21 protein-coding genes are annotated in these 22,090 nt (G+C 42.2%); 11 read left to right on the top strand and 10 right to left on the bottom strand.

Translation table 11 applies throughout. The features are described 5' to 3' along the window. Positions 1 to 57 precede the first annotated feature (57 nt). A complete protein-coding gene (locus tag ACLTD4_RS09690) occupies positions 58 to 579 on the top strand; it encodes a CDP-alcohol phosphatidyltransferase family protein (protein WP_412331280.1) in 522 nt (173 codons plus the stop codon). 1,025 nt (positions 580 to 1,604) lie between these two features. Here the strand turns inward: ACLTD4_RS09690 and ACLTD4_RS09695 are convergent. Next, positions 1,605 to 2,555: an alpha/beta fold hydrolase gene (locus ACLTD4_RS09695; protein WP_055657727.1), complete on the bottom strand. Its 951-nt coding sequence runs from the start codon at positions 2,553 to 2,555 to the stop codon at positions 1,605 to 1,607. 242 nt (positions 2,556 to 2,797) lie between these two features. Here ACLTD4_RS09695 and ACLTD4_RS09700 point away from each other — a divergent pair, with 242 nt between their 5' ends. Genes ACLTD4_RS09700 through ACLTD4_RS09710 form a run of 3 tightly spaced genes read left to right on the top strand, consistent with a single transcriptional unit; the run spans position 2,798 to position 5,042 of the window. Beyond that, entirely contained in the window at positions 2,798 to 3,568 is a 771-nt protein-coding gene (locus ACLTD4_RS09700; protein ID WP_002605400.1) for a ParA family protein, read from the top strand. 2 nt (positions 3,569 to 3,570) lie between these two features. Then, a complete protein-coding gene (locus ACLTD4_RS09705) occupies positions 3,571 to 4,512 on the top strand; it encodes a ParB/RepB/Spo0J family partition protein (RefSeq protein ID WP_055657725.1) in 942 nt (313 codons plus the stop codon). Positions 4,513 to 4,538: 26 nt separating this feature from the next. After that, positions 4,539 to 5,042: a DUF4446 family protein gene (locus ACLTD4_RS09710; RefSeq protein ID WP_002605398.1), complete on the top strand. Its 504-nt coding sequence runs from the start codon at positions 4,539 to 4,541 to the stop codon at positions 5,040 to 5,042. A 71-nt stretch (positions 5,043 to 5,113) separates the two neighbouring features. Here ACLTD4_RS09710 and coaW read toward each other — a convergent pair whose 3' ends face one another. The 6 genes from coaW to ACLTD4_RS09740 all read right to left on the bottom strand — a co-directional run bounded on the left by coaW (position 5,114) and on the right by ACLTD4_RS09740 (position 10,118). Further along, on the bottom strand, positions 5,114 to 5,959 hold the full coding sequence (coaW, locus tag ACLTD4_RS09715) for a type II pantothenate kinase (protein ID WP_412331275.1): 846 nt from the start codon (positions 5,957 to 5,959) through the stop codon (positions 5,114 to 5,116). A gap of 173 nt (positions 5,960 to 6,132) precedes the next feature. Beyond that, entirely contained in the window at positions 6,133 to 6,921 is a 789-nt protein-coding gene (locus ACLTD4_RS09720; protein WP_242355334.1) for a sulfite exporter TauE/SafE family protein, read from the bottom strand. After that, on the bottom strand, positions 6,909 to 8,258 hold the full coding sequence (locus ACLTD4_RS09725; RefSeq protein WP_117622467.1) for an amidohydrolase family protein: 1,350 nt from the start codon (positions 8,256 to 8,258) through the stop codon (positions 6,909 to 6,911). The genes ACLTD4_RS09720 and ACLTD4_RS09725 overlap by 13 nt, the downstream gene beginning before the upstream one ends. 96 nt (positions 8,259 to 8,354) lie before the next feature. After that, positions 8,355 to 8,801, bottom strand: coding sequence for a hypothetical protein (locus ACLTD4_RS09730; RefSeq protein WP_002605393.1), 447 nt, complete (start codon positions 8,799 to 8,801; stop codon positions 8,355 to 8,357). 15 nt (positions 8,802 to 8,816) lie between these two features. Beyond that, positions 8,817 to 9,647 (bottom strand): DUF3100 domain-containing protein, encoded by an 831-nt coding sequence (locus tag ACLTD4_RS09735; RefSeq protein WP_002605392.1) that lies wholly within the window; start codon positions 9,645 to 9,647, stop codon positions 8,817 to 8,819. Between the two features lie 267 nt (positions 9,648 to 9,914). After that, positions 9,915 to 10,118 (bottom strand): cold-shock protein, encoded by a 204-nt coding sequence (locus tag ACLTD4_RS09740; RefSeq protein WP_002605391.1) that lies wholly within the window; start codon positions 10,116 to 10,118, stop codon positions 9,915 to 9,917. Between the two features lie 265 nt (positions 10,119 to 10,383). Between ACLTD4_RS09740 and ACLTD4_RS09745 the strand changes: the two genes are divergently transcribed. Both ACLTD4_RS09745 and adhE read left to right on the top strand, forming a co-directional pair. Beyond that, positions 10,384 to 11,094, top strand: a complete 711-nt coding sequence (locus ACLTD4_RS09745; protein ID WP_002605390.1) for a Crp/Fnr family transcriptional regulator — start codon at positions 10,384 to 10,386, stop codon at positions 11,092 to 11,094. 209 nt (positions 11,095 to 11,303) lie between these two features. Continuing rightward, positions 11,304 to 13,919, top strand: a complete 2,616-nt coding sequence (adhE, locus tag ACLTD4_RS09750; RefSeq protein WP_187024311.1) for a bifunctional acetaldehyde-CoA/alcohol dehydrogenase — start codon at positions 11,304 to 11,306, stop codon at positions 13,917 to 13,919. 61 nt (positions 13,920 to 13,980) lie between these two features. On the opposite strand, the gene ACLTD4_RS09755 is transcribed toward adhE, so the two are convergent. After that, a complete protein-coding gene (locus ACLTD4_RS09755) occupies positions 13,981 to 14,919 on the bottom strand; it encodes an acetylxylan esterase (protein WP_110322567.1) in 939 nt (312 codons plus the stop codon). A 118-nt stretch (positions 14,920 to 15,037) separates the two neighbouring features. Between ACLTD4_RS09755 and ACLTD4_RS09760 the strand changes: the two genes are divergently transcribed. From ACLTD4_RS09760 to ACLTD4_RS09780, 5 genes are all read left to right on the top strand, one after another. After that, a complete protein-coding gene (locus ACLTD4_RS09760) occupies positions 15,038 to 15,946 on the top strand; it encodes a helix-turn-helix domain-containing protein (RefSeq protein ID WP_187024310.1) in 909 nt (302 codons plus the stop codon). Positions 15,947 to 16,076: 130 nt separating this feature from the next. Then, the gene (locus ACLTD4_RS09765; protein WP_412331276.1) at positions 16,077 to 17,465 is read left to right on the top strand and encodes an ABC transporter substrate-binding protein; all 1,389 of its coding nucleotides are present in this window, start codon (positions 16,077 to 16,079) and stop codon (positions 17,463 to 17,465) included. A 61-nt stretch (positions 17,466 to 17,526) separates the two neighbouring features. Then, entirely contained in the window at positions 17,527 to 18,423 is an 897-nt protein-coding gene (locus ACLTD4_RS09770; protein WP_187024308.1) for a carbohydrate ABC transporter permease, read from the top strand. Continuing rightward, positions 18,420 to 19,268: a carbohydrate ABC transporter permease gene (locus ACLTD4_RS09775; protein ID WP_349769004.1), complete on the top strand. Its 849-nt coding sequence runs from the start codon at positions 18,420 to 18,422 to the stop codon at positions 19,266 to 19,268. The genes ACLTD4_RS09770 and ACLTD4_RS09775 overlap by 4 nt, the downstream gene beginning before the upstream one ends. Positions 19,269 to 19,318: 50 nt before the next feature. Continuing rightward, the gene (locus ACLTD4_RS09780) at positions 19,319 to 20,428 is read left to right on the top strand and encodes a Gfo/Idh/MocA family protein (RefSeq protein WP_110322572.1); all 1,110 of its coding nucleotides are present in this window, start codon (positions 19,319 to 19,321) and stop codon (positions 20,426 to 20,428) included. On the opposite strand, the gene nudC is transcribed toward ACLTD4_RS09780, so the two are convergent. Continuing rightward, positions 20,425 to 21,267: an NAD(+) diphosphatase gene (nudC, locus tag ACLTD4_RS09785; protein WP_412331277.1), complete on the bottom strand. Its 843-nt coding sequence runs from the start codon at positions 21,265 to 21,267 to the stop codon at positions 20,425 to 20,427. The genes ACLTD4_RS09780 and nudC overlap by 4 nt on opposite strands. 113 nt (positions 21,268 to 21,380) lie before the next feature. Beyond that, complete coding sequence (locus tag ACLTD4_RS09790) at positions 21,381 to 21,971, bottom strand: biotin transporter BioY (RefSeq protein ID WP_412331278.1); 591 nt, start codon at positions 21,969 to 21,971, stop codon at positions 21,381 to 21,383. Positions 21,972 to 22,090 lie beyond the last annotated feature (119 nt).

Below are 22,090 nucleotides of genomic sequence, written 5' to 3' on the forward strand. Positions count from 1 at the left end.
TATACCAAACCATCCAGAAAAAAGAAAGGAGAGAGAAAAATTAAAAACCTGGCTAATATTATAACATCCTCACGCATTATCTTTGCCCTTGCAATTCTATATATAAAGCCATTTTCGACAACCTTCTGGATATGTTATTTTCTGGGAGGACTAAGTGATCTTCTGGATGGTCTCGTTGCCAGAACTTTAAATCAGCAAAGCGAAAATGGAGCAAAAATTGATAGTATAGCAGATTTTGTCTTTGCTGCTTCAATATTCATAATAGTACTTAAGAATATATTTTTGCCAGGAAGGTTTTGGTGGTTTATAAGTTTGATTTTCCTGATTCGTATTATTACATATAGTGTTGGATTTTATAAATATCGTACGTTTTCTTCTCTGCATACGTACTTTAATAAAGCTTCGGGATTGTTGATATTTATGTTTCCACTATTATATGTTATTTTGAAGTTGGATGTCGCTGGAGGTATTGTGTGTTTTGTATCATTTGCTGCGTCAGTTGAAGAGTTATTGATTACTATGAAAAGTAGTAAGTTAAATAGAGATTGTAAAGGATTATTCTTAAGGGAAGAGAGATAGCATAGTTATTAAAAAAACTGTGTGCTCTCTTTTTCTATGTTGTATTATAACGTATTATATTAGAAGAATTTGTGATGATGATGGAGTTTGGGAAGTAGTGTAGAATTTTTGTTTTATAATATGTATAGAGACAGTACGCAAATAATATTTGAGTGTTTAGTTTTCTTTGGCTGAAATAGGATTATTATATTGAGTTAAAACTACTATATATATTCCTGCTTTTTTATGGTATCCATCTTATCTTTATTAATTGGTGAATCTGTCAAAAAAGTTAAACCATTTAGAATTATATAAAAAGTAGGCTATTGAGTATATAAATATATTATTTATCAAAAAACTAATAATGCTTATTTTAAAAGAGAAAAAATATATAAAAGTAAGCAAATTCATAGATTTATAGATTTATAGAATCAAAAATTTATGGATTGAAAAATAAAAGATTGAAAGATAGAAATAGAGATAAAAGACCAATCATTCAAAAGATCCAATCATTTAAAAAATCCAATCATTTAAAAGATCCAATCATTCAAAAGACCCAATCATTTAATAGATCCAAAACTCCAAAAAACCCAAAGATTATAAAATACCAAAAGAACTAAAAGATTAAAAGGTTAAGTGATTAACTTCAAAAATATACTTATACCAAATATACAAAAAAAATAACTATAAATTAAGCTGTCTAATTTTTTTAACCACAGGCCAATACAGGTGCATGACTCAGTAATTCTAAATATTGTAAGAAAAGCAGAAGAGTAAACCGTTTTCTTTTCATTTTTATAGTAAATATAGCAAGACGGCAGAAAGAAGAGTAGTGAAATCTGGTATCAAAGCTTGATTTTAAACAAACATAAAAGAGAAGTATTTTAGAAGTTCTTTCAAAAACGCATTAGTTTTAGATTTTCCTGACTTCCTGCTTTAGCTCCTGACTCCGAAAAAGAAACTAAAGCAAGAAGCCATTTACTCTTTTCTTCCTTTCGCCCTCACACTCTCAACAATGTCTATAGTCTAATCTTCATTTACATGCATCAAACAAAAAACATCTGTATCGTCTTATACAGCTCCATCGGATTTTCCAATTGTGGTAAGTACTTCGATTCGCTGATCAACGAGCTCTCAATAGCCGGATTGTACTCATGATACTCTCCAATTAACTGCCTGATCGAATCCATCGCAGTTCCACCAACAATATAAATACTATTATCTATTTTTTTCAATGCATTTACAATATTACATTTCGTATAATTACACTTCACACTTGCATATAACGATTTCGGAGACTCGCCCAGGTGTGCAGCTTCATAATACACATCTACATAAGACGACTTAACTGAATACGGGTTACAGTAATAGTCTCTTGTAAATTCCTCCGTAATCGCCTGTTTACTGGATGCTATATGATACAGCAAAGTACCAACAATCGGAAGATCGAGAATAAACTTATAAAGCTTTGCATGCTTATTTGGTATCTGGCTGCATGTGACAAGGCTGTCCGGATTAATCAGCATGATCTGGTCAAACAGCTCCGGAGCTTGATTACAGGCCATAATCACGAGAGCAGAGGAAGCACCTGTAGCGATAATATTAGTCCGGTGTCCGATCTCAGACTTAATAAAATCCGATAGCAGTTGTACGTATAGGAAGTTCGTATAAGTTAAATCCGGCTTCTCAGAGCGTCCACATCCGAGTAAGTCAATCGTATACACCGTATATTGATCCTTCAAATAGTTAACTAATTGTGTCCATTCGTAGCCGCTGGAAAAGGCAGTCAAATCATGAACCAGTAAAATGGGTTTTCCAGTGCCGGTTTTCGTATAATGAATATTGCCAAAACGCCATTTATAGCAAAGAGATTTTGATTCTGCCAGAAGATTTTTGGAGGTGGCAGATACTTTAATGCATTTATTTATCACCGCAGTAGCAGTAGCAGCACCAGCTGCCAGAGTCAGCAGTGTGAGTAATTTATTTTTTGCTTTCATGATTTCCTCCATTCAGTGCACCAGTCCGCACAGATATATTCCTATTATAATATAATAGAATCCCAGTTACAACGGGGAACATATTAAAAAATTCTTAATCTTAGGCAAAATGTTTCACGTGAAACATTTTTATCCTATTTCTCTATTTTTTTCATATAAAGCATAGGAAAAAGAATTGAAATGTGCTATACTCTATTTTGAACCGTAATTTCCGGTTGTTACAGGGAGAGGAAATATAAAAAATGGGTAGAATTATTGCAATTGCAAACCAAAAAGGCGGTGTCGGTAAGACGACGACCGCAATTAATCTGTCCGCATGTCTGGCAGAATCAGGACAGAAAGTACTAACTGTTGATTTCGATCCGCAGGGAAATGCCACTAGCGGCCTTGGTATAGAGAAGGGCGAAATAGATAAAACAGTTTATGATTTGCTGGTTGGAGAGTGTGATATTGAGGAATGTCTCATTTCTAATATGCAGGAAAATCTGGATCTACTGCCCTCCAATGTAGATCTTGCAGGAGCTGAAATAGAGCTGTTAGAAATAGAGAACAAAGAATCTCTTCTAAAGACATATCTTTCTAAAATCCAGAACAACTATGATTTTATCATCATAGACTGTCCACCATCATTAAACTTATTAACGATCAATGCCCTGACGGCCGCCAATACTGTATTGGTTCCCATTCAGTGCGAATATTATGCATTGGAAGGGCTAAATCAGGTACTTAAAACAGTTAACCTGGTTAAGAAGAAGTTAAATCCTTCTCTGGAGATGGAAGGAGTCGTATTTACCATGTATGATGCCAGGACAAATCTGTCACTGGAAGTCGTGGAAAGCGTAAAAAATAATCTGAATCAAAATATTTACAAAACAATTATACCGAGGAACGTCAGACTCGCAGAAGCGCCGAGCCATGGAATGCCGATTAACTTATACGATTCCAGATCGGCGGGGGCGGAGAGTTACCGGCTGTTGGCAGCCGAAGTGATTAGCAGAGGGGAAGATATATAGCTATGGCGAAAAGAACAGGATTAGGAAAGGGTCTTGGAGCAATATTTGGAGATGAAGTGATGGAATCTGCGGCTGAAGAGCAGGAAGCAAAACATCAGGCAAAGAGTAAAAAGGCTCAGGAACCGGAGAAAAAAGAAGAAGACAGCGACATTGGCAAGGAATTAATGGTGAAGGTAACATCCATAGAACCGAATCGTGAGCAGCCCAGAAAGGACTTTAACGAGGAAGCAATGGGAGAACTGGCCGAATCCATGAAAGTATATGGAGTTTTACAGCCTCTTCTTGTACAGAAAAAGGGTGATTATTACGAGATAATCGCAGGTGAACGCCGCTGGAGGGCCGCTAAACTGGCTGGTCTCAAGGAAGTTCCGGTCGTTATCCGCGAATATACGAAACAGCAGACAATGGAGATTGCTCTCATTGAGAATGTCCAGCGTGAAGACTTAAATCCTATTGAAGAAGCGAAAGCATACCAGCGATTGATCCAGGAGTTTGAACTGAAGCAGGAAGAGATCGCAGCCAGAGTCGGTAAGAGCCGCGTTACCATTACGAACAGTATGAGATTGCTGAAGCTGGATGAACGTGTACAGGAAATGCTGATTCAGAATCAGATAACCGGAGGTCATGCGCGCGCACTCTTAACTGTAGAGGATGGCGAGCTTCAATATAAACTGGCAGGCAAGATTATTGCTGAAAACTTAAGCGTCCGTGAGATAGAAAAGATCGTCAAATCACTGTCTAAGAAGAAAAATCCGAAGGAAAAGAATGTAGAAGATGAGAGTCTGGCATTGATTTTCCGTGATCTGGAAGAGCGGATGAAATCAGCAATGGGCACCAAAGTAAGCATCAACAGAAAAGATAAAAATAAAGGAAGAGTAGAAATTGAGTACTATTCTGAGTCAGAATTGGAAAGAATAGTAGAATTGATAGAATCCATAAGATAGTAGTAATGGAAGTGAGGACGAAAGAAATGGATAACAGTATGATGGATTTATGGCCGGTCGACCCGGGCTATATTATTCTGGGGTTGGCTGTACTTACACTAATATTGTTGATTATCGTAATCATCTGCCTGATTCAGATGAGAAGGCTTTACCGCAGATACGATTATTTTATGAGAGGGAAAGACGCGGAAACCCTTGAGGAAATCATCATGGAACAGATGGGAGATATCGAGGCGCTGAAGGCGGAAGACCGTGCGAATAAAGACTCAATCCGCAATACGAATAAGAATTACAGAAGCGCTTTCCAGAAATTTGGTCTCGTGAAATACAATGCTTTCAAAGGTATGGGCGGAAATTTAAGCTTTGCCATGGCACTTCTCGATTATACCAACACTGGATTCGTCTTAAACTCCGTACACAGCAGAGAAGGCTGCTACGTCTATATCAAAGAAGTAGAACGGGGAGAAACAGATGTGCTGCTGGGAAGTGAAGAGAAAGACGCTTTGGAGCAGGCATTGGGATATCATTAAAGTAAAAACCCCATTTCATTTAGGAGGAGATTGTTCCTCACAAATGAAATGGGGTTTTGTAATTGTATATATCATAACAATATCTGAGACATATTCGCATGATGGGATTCCGTCAAAGCGGCTCCAATAGCAGTACCATACTCAGCCTGTTCCGGTATAATAAAATGTACATCGAACATCGTTTCCAGAGAGCAGAAAATATCCTTACACTGAGGAAACTTAGCGAGATTGCCAATCATAACAAAGTAGTTAATCTCACTGTTGAGAGAAGAGAGTATAGCGGATTTTCCGATTGCCTGAAGTACCATATTAATGAGGCCTATGGCAATATCCTCTTCGCTGACCTGACTCCTCACCTTGCCGAAGTTAGAGGCCGTAGCGGTGAGTGGGAGTCCAGGAAGCGCCTCCTTGGAAATATCACAGATCTGCAAATCTACGTGGCTTAAATCGCCGCCGCTGGCCAGTTCCATGATCTTGCTGATCTCCTGTGTCTTTAAAAGTAAACTGGATAAGCCGATGATGGTTCCGCCTCCGATACCGATTCCGCCGGTATGTACGATCTTATCGCCGTTTACCTGGACAAAAGAGGTGCCGGTACCCATACTGACCACAATTAAATCATTCATGCCGGTAAAGTAGCGGCCTCCCAGTCCGTTGGAAGTAAACTCATCTACCTTGAAAGTAGGAATACCATAAAGCGGCTGTTCTACATTAGCGCTTCCAACTCCTGTAATCATGATCTTCTCTATATCACTTAACTGTATTGCATTGTCATAAATAAATTTCCCAAACGCGCCGAAAAGAGATGCGATAGGATTATTAGCTTTCACGAATGTTGGAATTTTCAAGTTATTATTTTCAAAACCAACAATTTTGGTGGTACTTCCTCCGATGTCAATTCCTATGATAATTCCCATGGTCAAGAATCTCCTTTGATCGATTACGGTGACTCGAGGCACTTCACAGAAGCATGCAGTATGCATTTAGTACAGTGCTTAAAGCCTGAAGCAAAACACACAGCTCATAGTGCAAACGAGTAACCATTTTCAGTGACCCTAGTATATCATAGATTAGCAGGAATGCAAAGTTCTTAAATCAATCCAATAATCATATAAACAGCAATAGCGATTGAAAAAACAGCCACGCCCTTTTTGAGTACCCTTACATTTATCCGTCCCGCCTGTCCTGCTCCAAAGAAAACGCCGATGGCCTGGCATACAAAGCTGATCAGACAGAGAACAAGAAGTCCCTCCTTCGGGCAATTGGAGAGATATCCCACGCAGGCAGGAAGAGCAATAAAAATGGAGTCAAACAGGCTGACACCCACAGCAGTCCGAACCGGCATTCCTAGCGTAACCAGTATAGGCATGACGAGAATCGGTCCGCCTGCACCGGAAAGAGCGCAGATGGCGCCTGTGATAAAACCAAACAGCAGTACGAATGGCTTGTTGCCAAGTAATCCGGTATAAACTGGAGAGCCGGACGGTAAAGCGGCAGAGGAATCATCAGAGGAAGCAGCCTCCGGTTTATCCTTCTTAACCAGGATAGAGAGACCAGACGCCAGCACCACCAGATAAAGAAACATCTTAGCGGTAGTCAGAGGAATCATAAAATTCAGCTTGACGCCGAGCACCGCCCCCGCGATACTTCCGATTCCTACCAGAACACCAAACTTTAGATCCATCTGTCCCTGCCTCTGATAGCGGTAGGAACCGATGATTCCCGAGGTGAGAAAGGAGATAAAGCTCAAGGCCAGAGAGAGGCTTAAATCCATGCCTAAATAGCCAGTGAATACAATGGGAAGCAGGAATCCGGCGATGCCGGAGACTCCTACCAGGGTGCCGACAATCAGGTTCATTACAGCTATTACCGGTAACATAATTCGTCCTCCATAAGATGGTTTTTCGTAAGCCAGGAATGCGCTTCAAAGCGTATTTTTTCTTCGTCCAGCGTGAGAATTTCTCTGTTTTTCATCAGAAATTTCCCTGCGGCGATGGAATGGATCACATCCTGCGATGAAACACTTTCTACCAGGGTGTGTATCAGATTGTTTGTAGGGTAAAGATGAGGCTGATCTAAATCAACCGCAATTAAATCGGCACAGAAGCCTTCTTTCAGCTGACCTGATTTATTATGTAAACCGAGCGCACAGCTTCCGCCTTCCAGAGCCATGGAGAGAATCGTCTCTGCAGGCATAATTACCGGGTTGGATTCCGGAACACCGTAACGGATGTTCATGATAGAGCGGAATATCTTCATCTCCTGGAAGAGGCTCATGCCTCCGTGTGCGGTTCCATCCGTTCCAAATGCCACGGATATTCCGCTTTCCAGAAGTCTTGGGGTGTTGGGGACGCCTTTTCCGCAGTTACTGAACGGGCAGTGGACTGCCTTAACTCCGTTAGCAGCCATAAGCTCAATCTCGTGCTCTGACAGCAGGAGGCTGTGTGCACTGACAAAATGATCTGAAAGCACTCCGAGGCTGTCTAAATACTCCATAGGCCGCATCTGATAGCGCTCCAGGTGGTAATTGATCTCATTCGGATATTCGTTCATATGGGCTTCCACCATGGCGCTGCGCTCTGAGGCCGCCTCGAATACACCGCGAATCAGTTCCTCGGAACAGGAAATCAGGGAGCGGAGAGAGTAGTAGACGCTCAGCCTTCCGTCGCCGGAGCCGTTCCAGGTATTGTAGTACTCATTTAAACGGGAAATGGATTCTGCCGCGTCAGCCCTCATGGAATCAGGAACTTTCGTATCATCCATGGTAGACAGCGTAAGTGCGCCTCGCAGACCAGATTTTATGTAAACTTTGGCTGCTTCATCCATATGAATTCCTCCTGCATCGAGGAAGGAGGTAGTACCGCCGCGGATCATTTCCAGGGAGCAGAGAGCGGCGCTTAAGGATACAGCCTCCGGAGTCAGGGTGCTTTCGAATGGAAGCATAATCCGTGTCCAGATCATCGGCAGAGCATCCAGAATCTTTCCGCGAAGCAGCTGCTGACAGGTATGCATATGACCGTCTGTCAGGCCAGGCATCCAGAGGAGGCGGCTACCGTCTACAGTCTGCTCCGCCTCCTGGCAGGAGAGGGAGCCAGAGCTGCAGATCGAGGAAATCATACCGTCTTTTATGGCGACATCCACACCGGAGCGAATGGTCATATCCGGCGTCAGGATGCGCGTATTTTGAATCAGTATATCATAGATGGGTTCTTTCATATAATAATCTCCATAATTATTTTGAGTTGAAACGAAATAAATGCTGCAGTTCACAGCCCGGTCGGCCTCTGCTTCCCGGTCTGTGAACTACAACGTCTAAATTGCGTGGGTCAGAGACAGAATCACATTGGCAACCAGGGCGGAGCCAAAGAATGTTCCTGTCATGACGAGAAGAGCGATGATTATCATCTTCCATCCCTGTTTTGCGAAGGCCTTAATCTCATTTCCAATAGAAATACCGGCAAACGCGCCTACCATGGTCAGAGGAGCCGTAAAATTGATTTTATTGGCGGACTCAATTACAAAGGAAGAGATTGGTGATATTGGACATGCCGCTAAGAGTCCCACAATCGAGCAGTAGGCCACGATTGGAAGCTTTAACGGGATAATCTTGCTTAATACAACTCCGATGCAGGAGATGACAAGGAGCACGCATACACCTGGCAGAGAGTCGAGAAATGCTACCTTAAATCCAACAAAGTTTGCCGTCATGATGCCAAGGCAGGCAATAACCAGTAAAAATCCCCATTCTTTATATCTCATAATCGTCAGTCCTCCTTATTTTTCTCCGCGCAGACGTGCAATCTTTGGTTCCAGGAACGCATACAGCTTGTTGCAGAGCGGAATTCCTATAAATATAGCAACGTAGATACCCGTGATTCCGGAAAGGGTCTCACTGGTGCTGGCAAGCGCCGAAATCTTATCGGCCATAGCCGGGTAAATCTCTGTTAAGCTGGCTGTGGCTGACGCCATCATGATGCCGGCGCCGACGCCGGAGGCCATTCCCAGTGCGTATGGGTGGAAAATATTTAAAGCAGCTACCATGGTAGCCATAAATCCGAAATAAATGGTTCCGATCATGCCGCCGACTATGTAAATGGATAAGCTGCCGCGGGCTTCCGGTGAATCCGGTCCATACATATCTGTAATCAGGGCCAGATTGGTTTCACGGTTGATGGAATGCGTTGCACCGATTGCCTCACGCTTTAAGCCGAGGAGAAGTGCAAATGGCAGAGCGAGGAAGATCGTTCCCAGGTTGCCGATTTCCTGCAGTAAGAGAGCCGGGCCGGCCTGAATAACCGTTGAAAGGCTGGCGCCTGCATTGATGCCGAGCTTTGCAATAAAGGGGCAGATAGCCACGATTACCAGCTTTGACGCTGCGGTTACTTCTTTTTCTTTCATAACCTTTAAGATCTGCGGTCCTGATAAAATACCCATGAAGAGAGAGTAGAAGATCGGGAACAGGATCAGCATTCCGGGGCCGAGAGGAATCTTAATCTGGCCGATGCTGTCTGCAATCAGGATAAAGATAAAGGCTATGATGTACACACGGTACTCTGTCTTGATCCGCTCCTTTAGGGAGGAATACTGGAAGGTTTCTTTTTTCATACACTTACGCTCCTTTTGGTAAAATAGTAACATTCGCTTCGGATATGTTTGATAGCTTCATTCTATCGGAAGAGAAGCAGATAAAAAAGGACAAATGAGATATTTTGCACAAAAATAGGGAAAAATGTTTTTATAATTATAAGATAGTACTAAATTGTACGAGATCTGATGAAGAAAAAGGCAATAAAAAAAGGTCTGTACAGAGCAGCGGGTACTCCCCGTTATCTGTACAAACCTTTTTTGGATCAGTTCAGGATCTGAAACTGATTAAGCTGCGTATACGTTGACAGCCTGGATTCCACGGTTGCCCTGAGTGGTATCGAAAGTAACTTTCTGGCCATCTTCCAGAGACTTATAACCATCTGTCATAATTCCGGAAAAATGAACGAAAACTTCTTCTCCTGTCTCGTCGTTTGTGATGAAGCCGTAACCCTTTGAGCTGTTAAACCATTTTACTGTACCCTTATTCATGAGGTACCTCCTAATATAATATTATTATATTTGTTCTGAAACTAAAAATCACATATTTTTGTAAAGCATTATTAACAAATAATGACTTACAAAAATATGTGAATCAAAATCTCATTAAAATACTCTATTATAATATCATAGTACGAAAAAATTGTCAAGCAATTCTGAAAATTATTTTATTTCTGTTTTTGGTATCAATATTTTACATTTGTTTTTTTGCGCTGTATAATAAAAGAAGCGAAAACATCGGAAAAGGAGCCGGAACATGAATTGGGAGGAATTGCTGAAACGAGCGCCAAAGCTTGAGGCGTATATCAAACATATGCCGCCGGATATCAAGGCCCGCAGTGTCATTAAGGTGATACCGCCGGGACAGATCATCCACCAGAAGAATTACGAGCTGGATTATTTTGCATTTGTCTGCTGCGGAGACCACCGGGCCATCAATGAATTTGAAAACGGTAATGTGTATATGATTGAGAAGAACGAGGCCATAGACTTTGTGGGCGAGGTAACAATCCTGGCGGGGCAGGAGCGGACCTCTGTCACCCTGGAGACCATTACGGAATGCGTTCTCCTACAGATGCCGAGGAAGGATTTTGAGCGGTGGATTAAGGAAGATATTGATCTTCTCTATTTAATAGCCAGCAAGGTGGCGTTTAAGCTGTACCGTTCCTCGTCGAAGAATGGGGCGACGCTGTTCTATCCGCCGAACTTTCTGCTTCTGGAGTATCTGGTACAGTACGCCGATAAGCATATGACGGGAAATAAGACGAGCATTACAGTTCCATTTACCAGGAATCAGCTGGAGGAGGAACTGGGAATCAATATTAAGACCTTGAACAGAACTGTTAAGAAGTTAAAGGATACCGGCATGATCGGGATCACGAAAGGAAAGCTGACCTTTGATAAAGAGCAGTATAACAAGGCCGTTGCGGAGCTGGCTGTGCTGAGAAAGGGGGCAAATCACTGGTAAAACGGCTGGCTGTATCTGGAAAATATATCAGTATAAAAGTATTTATTAGATTTGAATAAAAACGGGGGTGATATTGTTATTTTTTTGTCAAATATATTATTGACAATTATTTAACGAAATCATATAATGATACTACAAAGTTCGTTAAAAAAATATCGAACATAAAAAAAACCTATTAAACTTATTAAAAAAACTGGAGGTAAGTCAGGATGGCAAAGAAAGAAGAACAGGTAAAAGTTCCGGAAATCATTGACAATGTAGACGCTTTGGTTGCAAAGATGGAAGCAATGAGAGAAGCTCAGAGAGAATTTGCAACCTTCACACAGGAACAGGTGGACAAGATCTTCTATGAAGCAGCTAGTGCAGCCAATAAAATGAGACTCCCTCTCGCCAAGATGGCAGTGGAAGAAACCGGCATGGGTGTTGTGGAAGATAAGGTTATCAAAAACAACTACGCAGCCGAGTACATCTACAATGCCTATAAAGATACAAAGACCTGCGGTGTTATTGAAGAAGATAAGGCATACGGAATTAAGAAGCTGGCAGAGCCGATCGGTATCGTAGCGGCTGTTATTCCTACAACAAACCCGACTTCAACCGCGATCTTTAAGACACTGATTTCTTTAAAGACAAGAAACGCGATTATCATTTCCCCACATCCGCGTGCTAAGAACTGTACTATTGCAGCAGCAAAGGTAGTTTTAGAGGCAGCTGTTAAGGCCGGCGCTCCGGAAGGCATCATCAGCTGGATTGATGTTCCTTCACTGGAATTAACAAACGAAGTTATGAGAAGCGCAGATATCATTCTGGCCACAGGCGGCCCTGGAATGGTTAAGGCTGCTTACTCTTCAGGAAAACCGGCACTGGGCGTAGGCGCAGGCAATACACCGGTTATCATCGACGATACAGCTAATATTAAACTGGCAGTAAACTCCATTATCCATTCCAAGACCTTTGATAACGGTATGATCTGTGCTTCCGAGCAGTCCGTTACCGTTCTGGAAAAGGTATATGATGAAGCGAGAAAAGAATTTGCGGCAAGAGGCTGCTACTTCTTAAAGGGTGATGAGATTGAGAAGGTTCGTAAGACCATCATCATCAACGGCGCTTTAAATGCCAAGATTGTTGGACAGACGGCTTACACAATTGCAAAGCTTGCAGGTGTCGAGGTACCGGAAGCGACCAAGATCTTAATCGGCGAGGTTGATTCCGTTCATATAGATGAAGAATTTGCACATGAGAAGCTGTCTCCGGTTCTTGCCATGTATAAGGCAAAGGATTTCGACGAGGCGCTTGCAAAAGCAGCTCAGCTGGTTGCTGACGGCGGTTATGGACATACGGCATCCCTTTATGTAAATGTAAACGAGCATGAGAAAATCATGAAGCATGCCGAGGCTATGAAGACGTGCCGTATCCTGATCAACACTCCATCTTCTCATGGCGGTATCGGTGATATCTACAACTTCAAGATGACTCCATCCCTGACATTAGGCTGTGGTTCCTGGGGCGGAAACTCCGTATCTGAAAACGTAGGTGTAAAACATCTGTTAAATATCAAGACCGTTGCCGAGAGGAGAGAGAACATGCTGTGGTTCAGAAATCCTGAAAAGGTTTACTTCAAAAAAGGCTGTATGCCTGTTGCACTGAGCGAATTAAAGGATGTATATGGCAAGAAGAGAGCATTCGTTGTAACAGACTCCTTCCTTTACATGAATGGTTATACAAAACCGATTACAGATAAATTAGACGAAATGGGCATCGTATACACGGTATTCTCCGATGTACAGCCAGACCCGACGCTTGCCAACGCACAGGCAGGTGCAAAGGCTATGAGAGCATTCCAACCGGATACCATCATTGCCCTGGGCGGCGGTTCCGCTATGGACGCAGCCAAGATCATGTGGGTTATGTATGAGCATCCGGAAGTAGACTTCCAGGATATGGCTATGCGTTTCATGGATATTCGTAAGAGAGTCTACACCTTCCCGAAGATGGGTGAGAAAGCATACTTCATCGCGATCCCGACCTCTTCCGGTACTGGTTCCGAGGTTACCTCCTTTGCAGTTATTACAGACCAGGATACAGGCGTTAAATATCCGCTGGCTGACTATGAATTAATGCCTAAGATGGCTATTGTCGATGCAGATAACATGATGAGCCAGCCGAAGGGCTTAACAAGCGCTTCCGGTGTCGATGTTCTGACTCATGCTCTGGAAGCCTATGCATCTGTTATGGCTTCTGATTATACAGACGGCCTTGCGTTAAAGGCTATGAAGAATGTACTGGAATACCTGCCGACAGCTTATAATGACGGATCTAATGTTGAGGCAAGATGCAAGATGGCTGATGCTTCTTGTATGGCTGGTATGGCATTTAATAATGCATTCCTGGGGGTATGCCACTCCATGGCTCATAAACTGGGGGCATTCCATCACCTTCCACACGGTGTTGCAAATGCTTTGTTAATCACTCTGGTTATGGAATTCAATGCATCTGAAGTACCAACCAAGATGGGCACTTTCCCGCAGTATGAATATCCGCATACACTTGCAAGATACGCGGAATGCGGACGTTTCTGCGGAATTCAGGGAAAGAATGATGCTGAAGTATTGAAGAAATTTATCGATAAGATTGAAGAATTAAAAGCGGCAGTAGGAATTAAGAAGACGATCAAAGAGTATGGTGTAGATGAGAAGTACTTCTTAGATACGTTAGATGCTATGGTAGAGCAGGCATTTGATGATCAGTGTACCGGGGCTAACCCGAGATATCCGCTGATGAGCGAGCTCAAAGAGATGTATTTAAAGGCTTACTACGGTAAATAAGTTTAAATAGGTGGCAAAGGGCCGTACCCGATTCGCGGGGCGGCCCTTTGTGTTATATAAATTAAGCAAATAACCGAAGCCAAGCTCCAAATAAAACCATACTTTCCCGAGAATGAGTATGAACCCCATGTTCGAGACGTGTGTACTGTTTGGTACATGATAGTTTTGTAAACAGGCTTTCTACCGTATCGGGAGGACAAACTTCATCTTGACCGCCTCCTGAAAGCATGACCGGTATATGCAGCCGATGGGCATGAGAAAGCGTATCGATATATCCCAACCGATTCCAGAAGATATCCTCGGGTACAGATTGACGATATGGACTTAATATGCCGTAAGCGTTTCCTTTCAGCCTGGAGGACGGAAAATTAGTCAGGAAAGGAATGTCTGCGCAGACACATCGAACTGCCGATCCCAAAATAGATGCCAGTAAAAGGGCAGTTCCTCCGCCCTGGCTGGTTCCAAAGACAGAGAGCCGGTCAGGAAGGACATCAGGCTGCAAGACTGCCCAGCGTATTGCCAGTAAACAGTCTGTAAGCCAGTCTTCGTAACCTCCCGGTTTGCCCGTTATTGTATTATGAAGTACAGGCCAGTTTCCATCCGGTGCTGTCTTTGAAGTATCTGGACCGGAGGGACTAACATAACCCTGAGGCGATATGTGAAGTATATGGTACCCCATGTCTGCAAGCTGTGGATGAAGGTTTATGAAACCTCCGTAACCCGGCAGGTTTATTAGCAGCGGGGCAGGAGAGCTTATAGATGGCTGCCAGTAACCATAAAAAGTACGTCGTTTTTCTTCAGTTTTAAATTGAATAAATTTATTCTGAAGAGTACAGGGGTTGTTACCAAACTCGATACGGATTGGTGAGTTTGGTAAAATGGACACTTCCGTTTTCATATTCTGACTTTTCTTTAGTAAATCAGAGGCCCATTTGTCAATTTCATGTGATGATGGATAACAAGAAAAGGCTTGAGCTTCTGAAAATAGTTCTTTTGGCATGATAGCACACCTCCTTTTAAACTATTATAGTCATAAAATAACTTTACCGATAGTAATATTTTGATTATAATCAAGACAAAACAACTATATTTCAATCGAATTATTAAGGAGAGGTACAATGGAGGAGAATCATTCACTTATCTATTCACTTCGTTTTAACTTTATTTATGTTGATGTATATTCATTCACACGAATGTGGATCTACCCTACAACAGTATTGCCATATGGGCTGCTTCGTTATATTCTGGCAGGCGAAGGTGAATTTGTTCTGGATGGACGAAGACATAATGTAAAACCTAATCAGGTAGTTTATATCCCACAGGGGACAACTCTTGACTGTAAAGCATTTACCGATGATTTTAAATTTATGAGTATCCGTTTTGTAACGACTATACAACTTAAGAATAATGATTTTTTATCGAACTATTTTAATGTGTTGGATGTGACAGAGGCGGAAGATGAAAGGGTTTTGTCTTATTTCAGAGAGATTTATGAGACTGCAAGCTTTAATAAAAGCATTGGGAAAATGTTTAAAATTAGAGGATATCTAGAGCTGATTATTGCATGGCTGACAGAGCGGGGGGAAAAAAGGCAGCAGTCTCAACTTGAACTAAATTCAACTGCATATACAATTGAGAAACTGCAGCAGCGTGCAAGAAAGTCTGGTAATGTCAGCAGGGATCCAAGAATACAGGCTGTAGAGGATTATATAGTAGCACATCCAAAGGATCCTCTGGATTTAAAGCTTCTCTGCAGTATTGCGGAAGTCAGTGAATCTTCACTGCGTCGTCTTTTTAAAATACAAACAGGAAAATCTCCTGGAGATTATATTAAAGAGCTCCGCATGCTGACTGCATCCCGGGAACTTTTGGCGTCAGAACGAAGAATATCAGATATTGCATATGACCTGGGTTATAATGATCCCAATTATTTTACCCGTACGTTTCATTCGGTTTTCGGAATTTCTCCTCAGGAATATCGTAAGGTATCCAGAGAAGGCAGTACGGTAGAATTTAAAAGAAAATAGCCACATACGTTTAAATATTAATTGTTTTATGCTAATTTTAAGCGATTTACATCTTGTATGCAGGTGCCAAGATAGATTATGATAAATACATAAAAATGCACAAAAAAAATAAATAAAAAAGGAGAAAATTATGAAAAAGTCATTATCGTTGCTCTTGACACTCCCGATTATTGCCTGTCTGGCAGCTTGCAGCAGCAACACCTCAACACCTGCGACAACGGCAGAAAACAACGCAAAACAAGAGGAAACAGCAGAAACAGTGAAAGAAGATCCAGGAGAAGAACCCTTAAAAGGTGAGATTACGTTTTGGCATTCCTTTACACAGGGGGGACGCCTGGATACCATTCAGGCAGCCGCGAATGATTTTATGAAAGAAAATCCAGATGTTAAAATCACGATTGAGACATTTTCCTGGCCGGATTTTTATACAAAATGGACAACCGGTCTTGCATCGGGTAATGTGCCGGATATGAGTACTGCTCTTCCGAACCATGTTGTAGAAATGATTGATGCGGATGCCATTTTACCGATGGATAATCTGATTGATAAGATAGGTAGAGATCGTTTTTATGAAGCACCAATTAAGGAAATGACGGTGGACGGCAGTTGCTATGCGATTCCAATCTATTCTCATGCGCAGGTAATGTGGTATTTTACCAATATACTTGATAAGTATAATCTTGAGGTGCCTACTACCTGGGATGAATTATACACAGCCGCGAAAACCATTTCAGACGGAGAAAACGGATCGGTCTACGGCTGTTCGGTTCCTCTGGGTACCAATGATATGATGGCGACGCGTTATTTGAATTTTTATGTTAGAAGCGCGAATGAAACTCTTATTAAAGAGGATGGAACCGCTAATTTAACTAGCCAGGCAGCAATAGACGGCATTAATTATTGGGTTAAGATGTATAAAGATTGTTCGCCGGCTGAATCAATTAACTATAACGTTTTGGATCATGCCACACTGTACTATACTGGAAAAAATGCATTTGATTTTAATTCCGGTTTCCAGATTGGCGGTGTTGATACTAATGCACCGGAGCTGTTGGATTATGTAGCGTGCGCTCCAATGCCAACAATAAACAAGGGTGATGAGCAGAGAGGATATGAAACCTCTAATATTCCTATGGTAATATGGAAAAATTCAAAGCATCCCGAGATTTGCGAAGCATTTATTAAGTTTCTGTATCAGCCGGAATACTACGTTCCGTTCCTTCAGTCTGTTCCTGTAGGCATGCTGCCTGCACTTAAGGACATTGCATCAAATGAAGAGTTTCTTTCTGATCCGATGATTCAGAAATTTTCTAATGAAATGAAGGTAATCTCAGATGCGGTTGGAACCGGAACTGCAATCGGAATGGAATACGGTCCTAAGCCGCAGGCAGGTCTGCTTACAAGTCAGGGTGTAATTGAGAATATGTTCCAGGAAATTATACTGAAGGGAACGCCTGTGGAGGAAGCGGCTAAAGCGGCAGAAGATAAGCTGAACGAGCTTTTTGAAACATTGGAATGATTAACAAGTTGATGAAACGGGGCGGATACATCGCCCCGATTTATCTTAAAGGAGCGTTGCCATGAAGAAAAAAAAGTTGCTGAACTGGAATCGGATATCCGGTTTCCTGTTTTTACTGCCGGCTCTTGCAGTCGTTATAGGGTTATTGCTCTATCCTGTTTTATCAAGTGTTTTTTATAGCTTTACCAGCAAGCATCTGATTAAGCAGAATTACAAGTTTGTTGGAATTGATAATTACATAAAAATTCTGTCAGATAAAGAATTTACAGGAGCATTCCTGACATCAATTAAATGGACAGTGTTTTCTCTGCTTGGACAGATTGGAGTGGGATTTACAGCAGCGCTGGCTCTAAATCGGATAAAAAAGGGTCAGGGTCTGTTCCGGACAGCACTTATTATTCCATGGGCATTCCCCTCTATTGTTATTGCACTTGCATGGAAATGGATTTTAAGCGGAGTATACGGTTTTCTTCCCAATCTTTTGGTACAGATTGGAATCTGTCAGTCTACGCCTCAGTTTCTAAGTAATGAATCCCTTGTATTTGGTACTTTGGTTATGATCAATATCTGGTTTGGAGCACCACTTATTATGGTAAATGTCTTAAGTGCCCTCCAAACGGTTCCCAGGGATCAATACGAAGCAGCACAGATAGACGGTGCAGCGCCCTGGCAGTCCTTTCTGCATATTACGATTCCTCACATCCGTGTAGTTGTAGGGCTTTTGGTGGTTCTCAGGACGATATGGGTTTTCAATAATTTTGACACAATATTTTTAATTACAGGCGGCGGACCTGCAAACTTAACAGAGACGGTTCCGATTTATGCCTATAATGTGGGATGGGGGCTTAAGCAGTTAGGACGCTCATCGGCGGTTACAGTACTGCTTCTGATGTTCCTTCTGGTAATTTGCCTTTTATATTTTAAGCTGCTTGATAAATGGGATAAGGAGGGGGCATGATGGAAAAGCACAAACGTTTAAAAAGTGGATGGGTTGGCGATACAATAAGTTATCTTTATCTGTCGGTTCTTTCTGTGATGGCAGTGTTTCCACTTCTTTGGATTGTGCTTTGCTCTGTTAAAAAACAGGGAGAGCTTTTAAGCAATCCGACCAAACTGATTCCCAGTGCCGTTACACTTGATAATTTTAAGAATGTGCTGATAAATCTTGGTTTCTTAAACAATATTGGAAACAGTATAATAATTGCATTTTCATCTACTTTGATTACCATTACCATCTCTGCTTTGGGAGCTTATGGAATTGTAAGGTTCTACCCTCGTTTCGGTAAGCTTATGACAAGGGTGTTAATTACAACTTATATGTTTCCCCCAATATTGCTGGCTGTACCGTATTCTATTATTATGGGAAAAGCGGGACTTATGAATACGCGTATTGGACTTGTAATCGTATATTTGTCATTTTCCGTTCCCTATGCAATATGGCTTCTGGTAGGTTTTTTTCAAACGGTTCCGTTAGAGATTGAGGAAGCAGCCAGGGTGGATGGAGCAAATAAAATACAGGTATTTGTCAATGTAGCGCTTCCTATTGTTGCACCGGGACTTGTTGCTGTGGCGATTTATACGTTTATTAATGCGTGGAATGAGCTGTTATATGCTTTGATTATGACTAACAGTACCAGTAAAATGACGGTTTCCATAGCCTTAAAATCATTAGAAGGCCAGGAAATTCTGGATTGGGGAACCATGATGGCAGCCTCTGTTCTCGTAGTAGTGCCATCCATTATTTTCTTTATGCTGATTCAGAAAAAAATTGCGGGCGGACTTTCACAAGGGTCGATTAAGTAGGGTTAAGTTTACAGGGATACTAAAATAAATGAATGGAGGAAGTAACAATTATGGATACAATTGGATATGGAATTGTAGGTACCGGATATTTTGGGGCGGAACTGGCCAGAATTATGAAGGATCAGGAAGGAGCCAGGATTGCGGCAGTACTTGATCCTGAAAATGCGGTACAGACAGCAGAGGAATTAGGGTGTGATGTAGAAACAGACCTGGAAAAACTGTGTGCACGCCCTGATGTGGATGCGTTAATTGTGGCAACACCCAATTATTTACACCGCGATCCGGTTCTGATGGCGGCACGCTACAAAAAGAACGTGTTCTGTGAGAAACCGATTGCACTGTCTTATAAGGATTGTGATCAGATGGTAAAAGCGGCTCAGGACAGCGGCATTGTATTTATGGCCGGTCATGTAATGAATTTTTTCAATGGTGTACATAAAGCGAAACAGCTAATCCACGAGGGAAAAATCGGCAGGGTACTGTACTGTCATGCGGCCAGAAATGGTTGGGAAGAGCCGCAGGAGAGCATCAGCTGGAAAAAGATCCGCGCAAAATCGGGGGGGCATCTCTATCACCATATTCATGAACTTGATTGTATTCAATTCATAATGGGGCCTGCAACGGAAGTTACGATGACGGGAGGAAATGTGGCACATAGCGGTCCTCGGTTTGGGGATGAGGATGATATGCTTCTTATTTCCATGGAGTTTGGAAATAATACGTATGCTTTTATGGAATACGGTTCTGCATTCCACTGGCCGGAGCATTATCTGATGATTCAGGGAACAGAAGGCGCGATCAGAATCGATATGGCAAATGTGAAGATGACCTTAAAGCATGCGGACGGAACAGAGGAGTATTTTCTGGTGCATGAAAGCAGAGAGGAGGATGATGACAGAACACGGATATACAACGGTCTGGAGATGGATGGTGCTATTATGTATGGTCATCCGGGAAAGAAACCTCCTATGTGGCTGCACAGCATCATGAAAAAAGAGATGAAGTTTTTTAATGGTATTATGCATGGTGAGGAGGCTTCCGAGGAATATAAACCGTTATTGACAGGAGAAGCTGCACGGGCGGCGATTGCAACAGCAGATGCAGCGACACTTTCCCTGCGGGAAGACAGAAAAGTAAAAGTTGAAGAGATTAAGGGCTAAGCCAGCCCGTTCTTAAATAAAAGAATCATCTCATGAGTCAGACTTACATTCGTGTAGTCTCCGGGGATATCTTCGCGTTTCATCCAGACTGCTGTGGATAATTCTGTTTCATCCAGATGAATTTGTGGAGAACCATCCAGCTCAGCGAAAAAACCAACCAGCATGGAGTCACTGAAAGCCCATGGCTGATTTTTATAATAGCGGATATTTGTTACTTTCAGTCCGACTTCTTCCATGACCTCGCGCCGGACGGTTTCCTCCAGTGTTTCACCGAATTCCGTGTAGCCGGCTACCAGGGCATAGCGGGTATATTCACGGCCAGCGTATTTGGTGAGGAGAAGCTTATCACCATCAGTGACAGCAACAATGACGGCCGGTGCAATCTTGGGATAGACGGTATTGCCGCAGCAAGGGCAGACCATGGAACGTTCTTTTTTACTTTTCATGTTTGCTGTACCGCAGCGGCCGCAAAAACGGTTATTGCGGTAGAATCGGTGGAGTTCTGCGCCGTTGGCAGCTGCAAATGAAATCCACAGCGGTTCTAAATCACGGATTACCGAAGTGGGATAGAGCGCCAGTGTCTCGTTTCCGGACAGAGATATGGCGGTTTCATCAATCAAAAAGTATTCTTTATCATCGATGGAAAAGAGATAGTCGCAGTGGCCGGATACGGAGCCGCCATCCGCAGCCATAAGTTCGGAAAATTTAGGGATCTTTAATGAATCAGTATGATTTAGCAGGATGGAACCATCCTGGAAATATAGAATATAACTGTCCGGAGATGGAGTTTTAATATAAAATTCGTTCCGGAAGCGGTGGGGTGCAATTTCCTGAATCATGCGTGAAAAGCCTTCTTTCTATCTATAATCATGAACTATATCACGGTTGTATTCAGGAAATCATAGCAGATGCAGAGCGGAAAGTCAATGGATGATATCGCCTGAACTGTTACTTATCTGGTTATACCTGCACGTTTCAGTGTTTTACGGAGCTGAATACCAAAGATAACTGCCAGAATGGTAAGTACAATATCTTTTGGTACAAATGCTGTCATAGAATAGGTAAATACTCCCCATGCAGACATGTCACCGGCCAGAGCTGCCCACTGCATCCCGCCGGCTGTCTCATTAATAACCAATCCAATAAATGAAAAAAGAAAAATAGACGCAGATTCCAGTTTCTTATTTTCTGATTTAATATGAAGGCCGCATAATGCAGCCATGATCGGCCAGGACCAGATATATCCTCCTGTGAAATCAACCAGAACGGAGAAACCACCGCGGAAGTTTGCAAAGATAGGAAGACCTGCAGCGCCAAGGAGTATATAGACCAGAGAGCCGTAAAGTCCCAGTCTCCATCCAAATGTGACACCAATTAAAGTGATTCCAAATACCTGAATTGTTATGGGAACTCCGGTAGGCATGGGGACTGATATCTGTGATATAATAGTAAGAATGGCTGCAATCATTCCCGCAAATACTAAATCTCTCGTGGTAATGCGTCTTGATGGTGCGGCAGTGTTAGTAGTGTTTGGTAATATCATGATAGAAACTCCCTTCCTAAATTATCTATAGTTATGGTAAGAATTTTATTAAAAAATTGTATCATGCATATGAAAAGATGTCAACTAAAAATGATATATAGTTAACAATTTTGCCATGG

This window comes from Hungatella sp., from assembly GCF_046966825.1.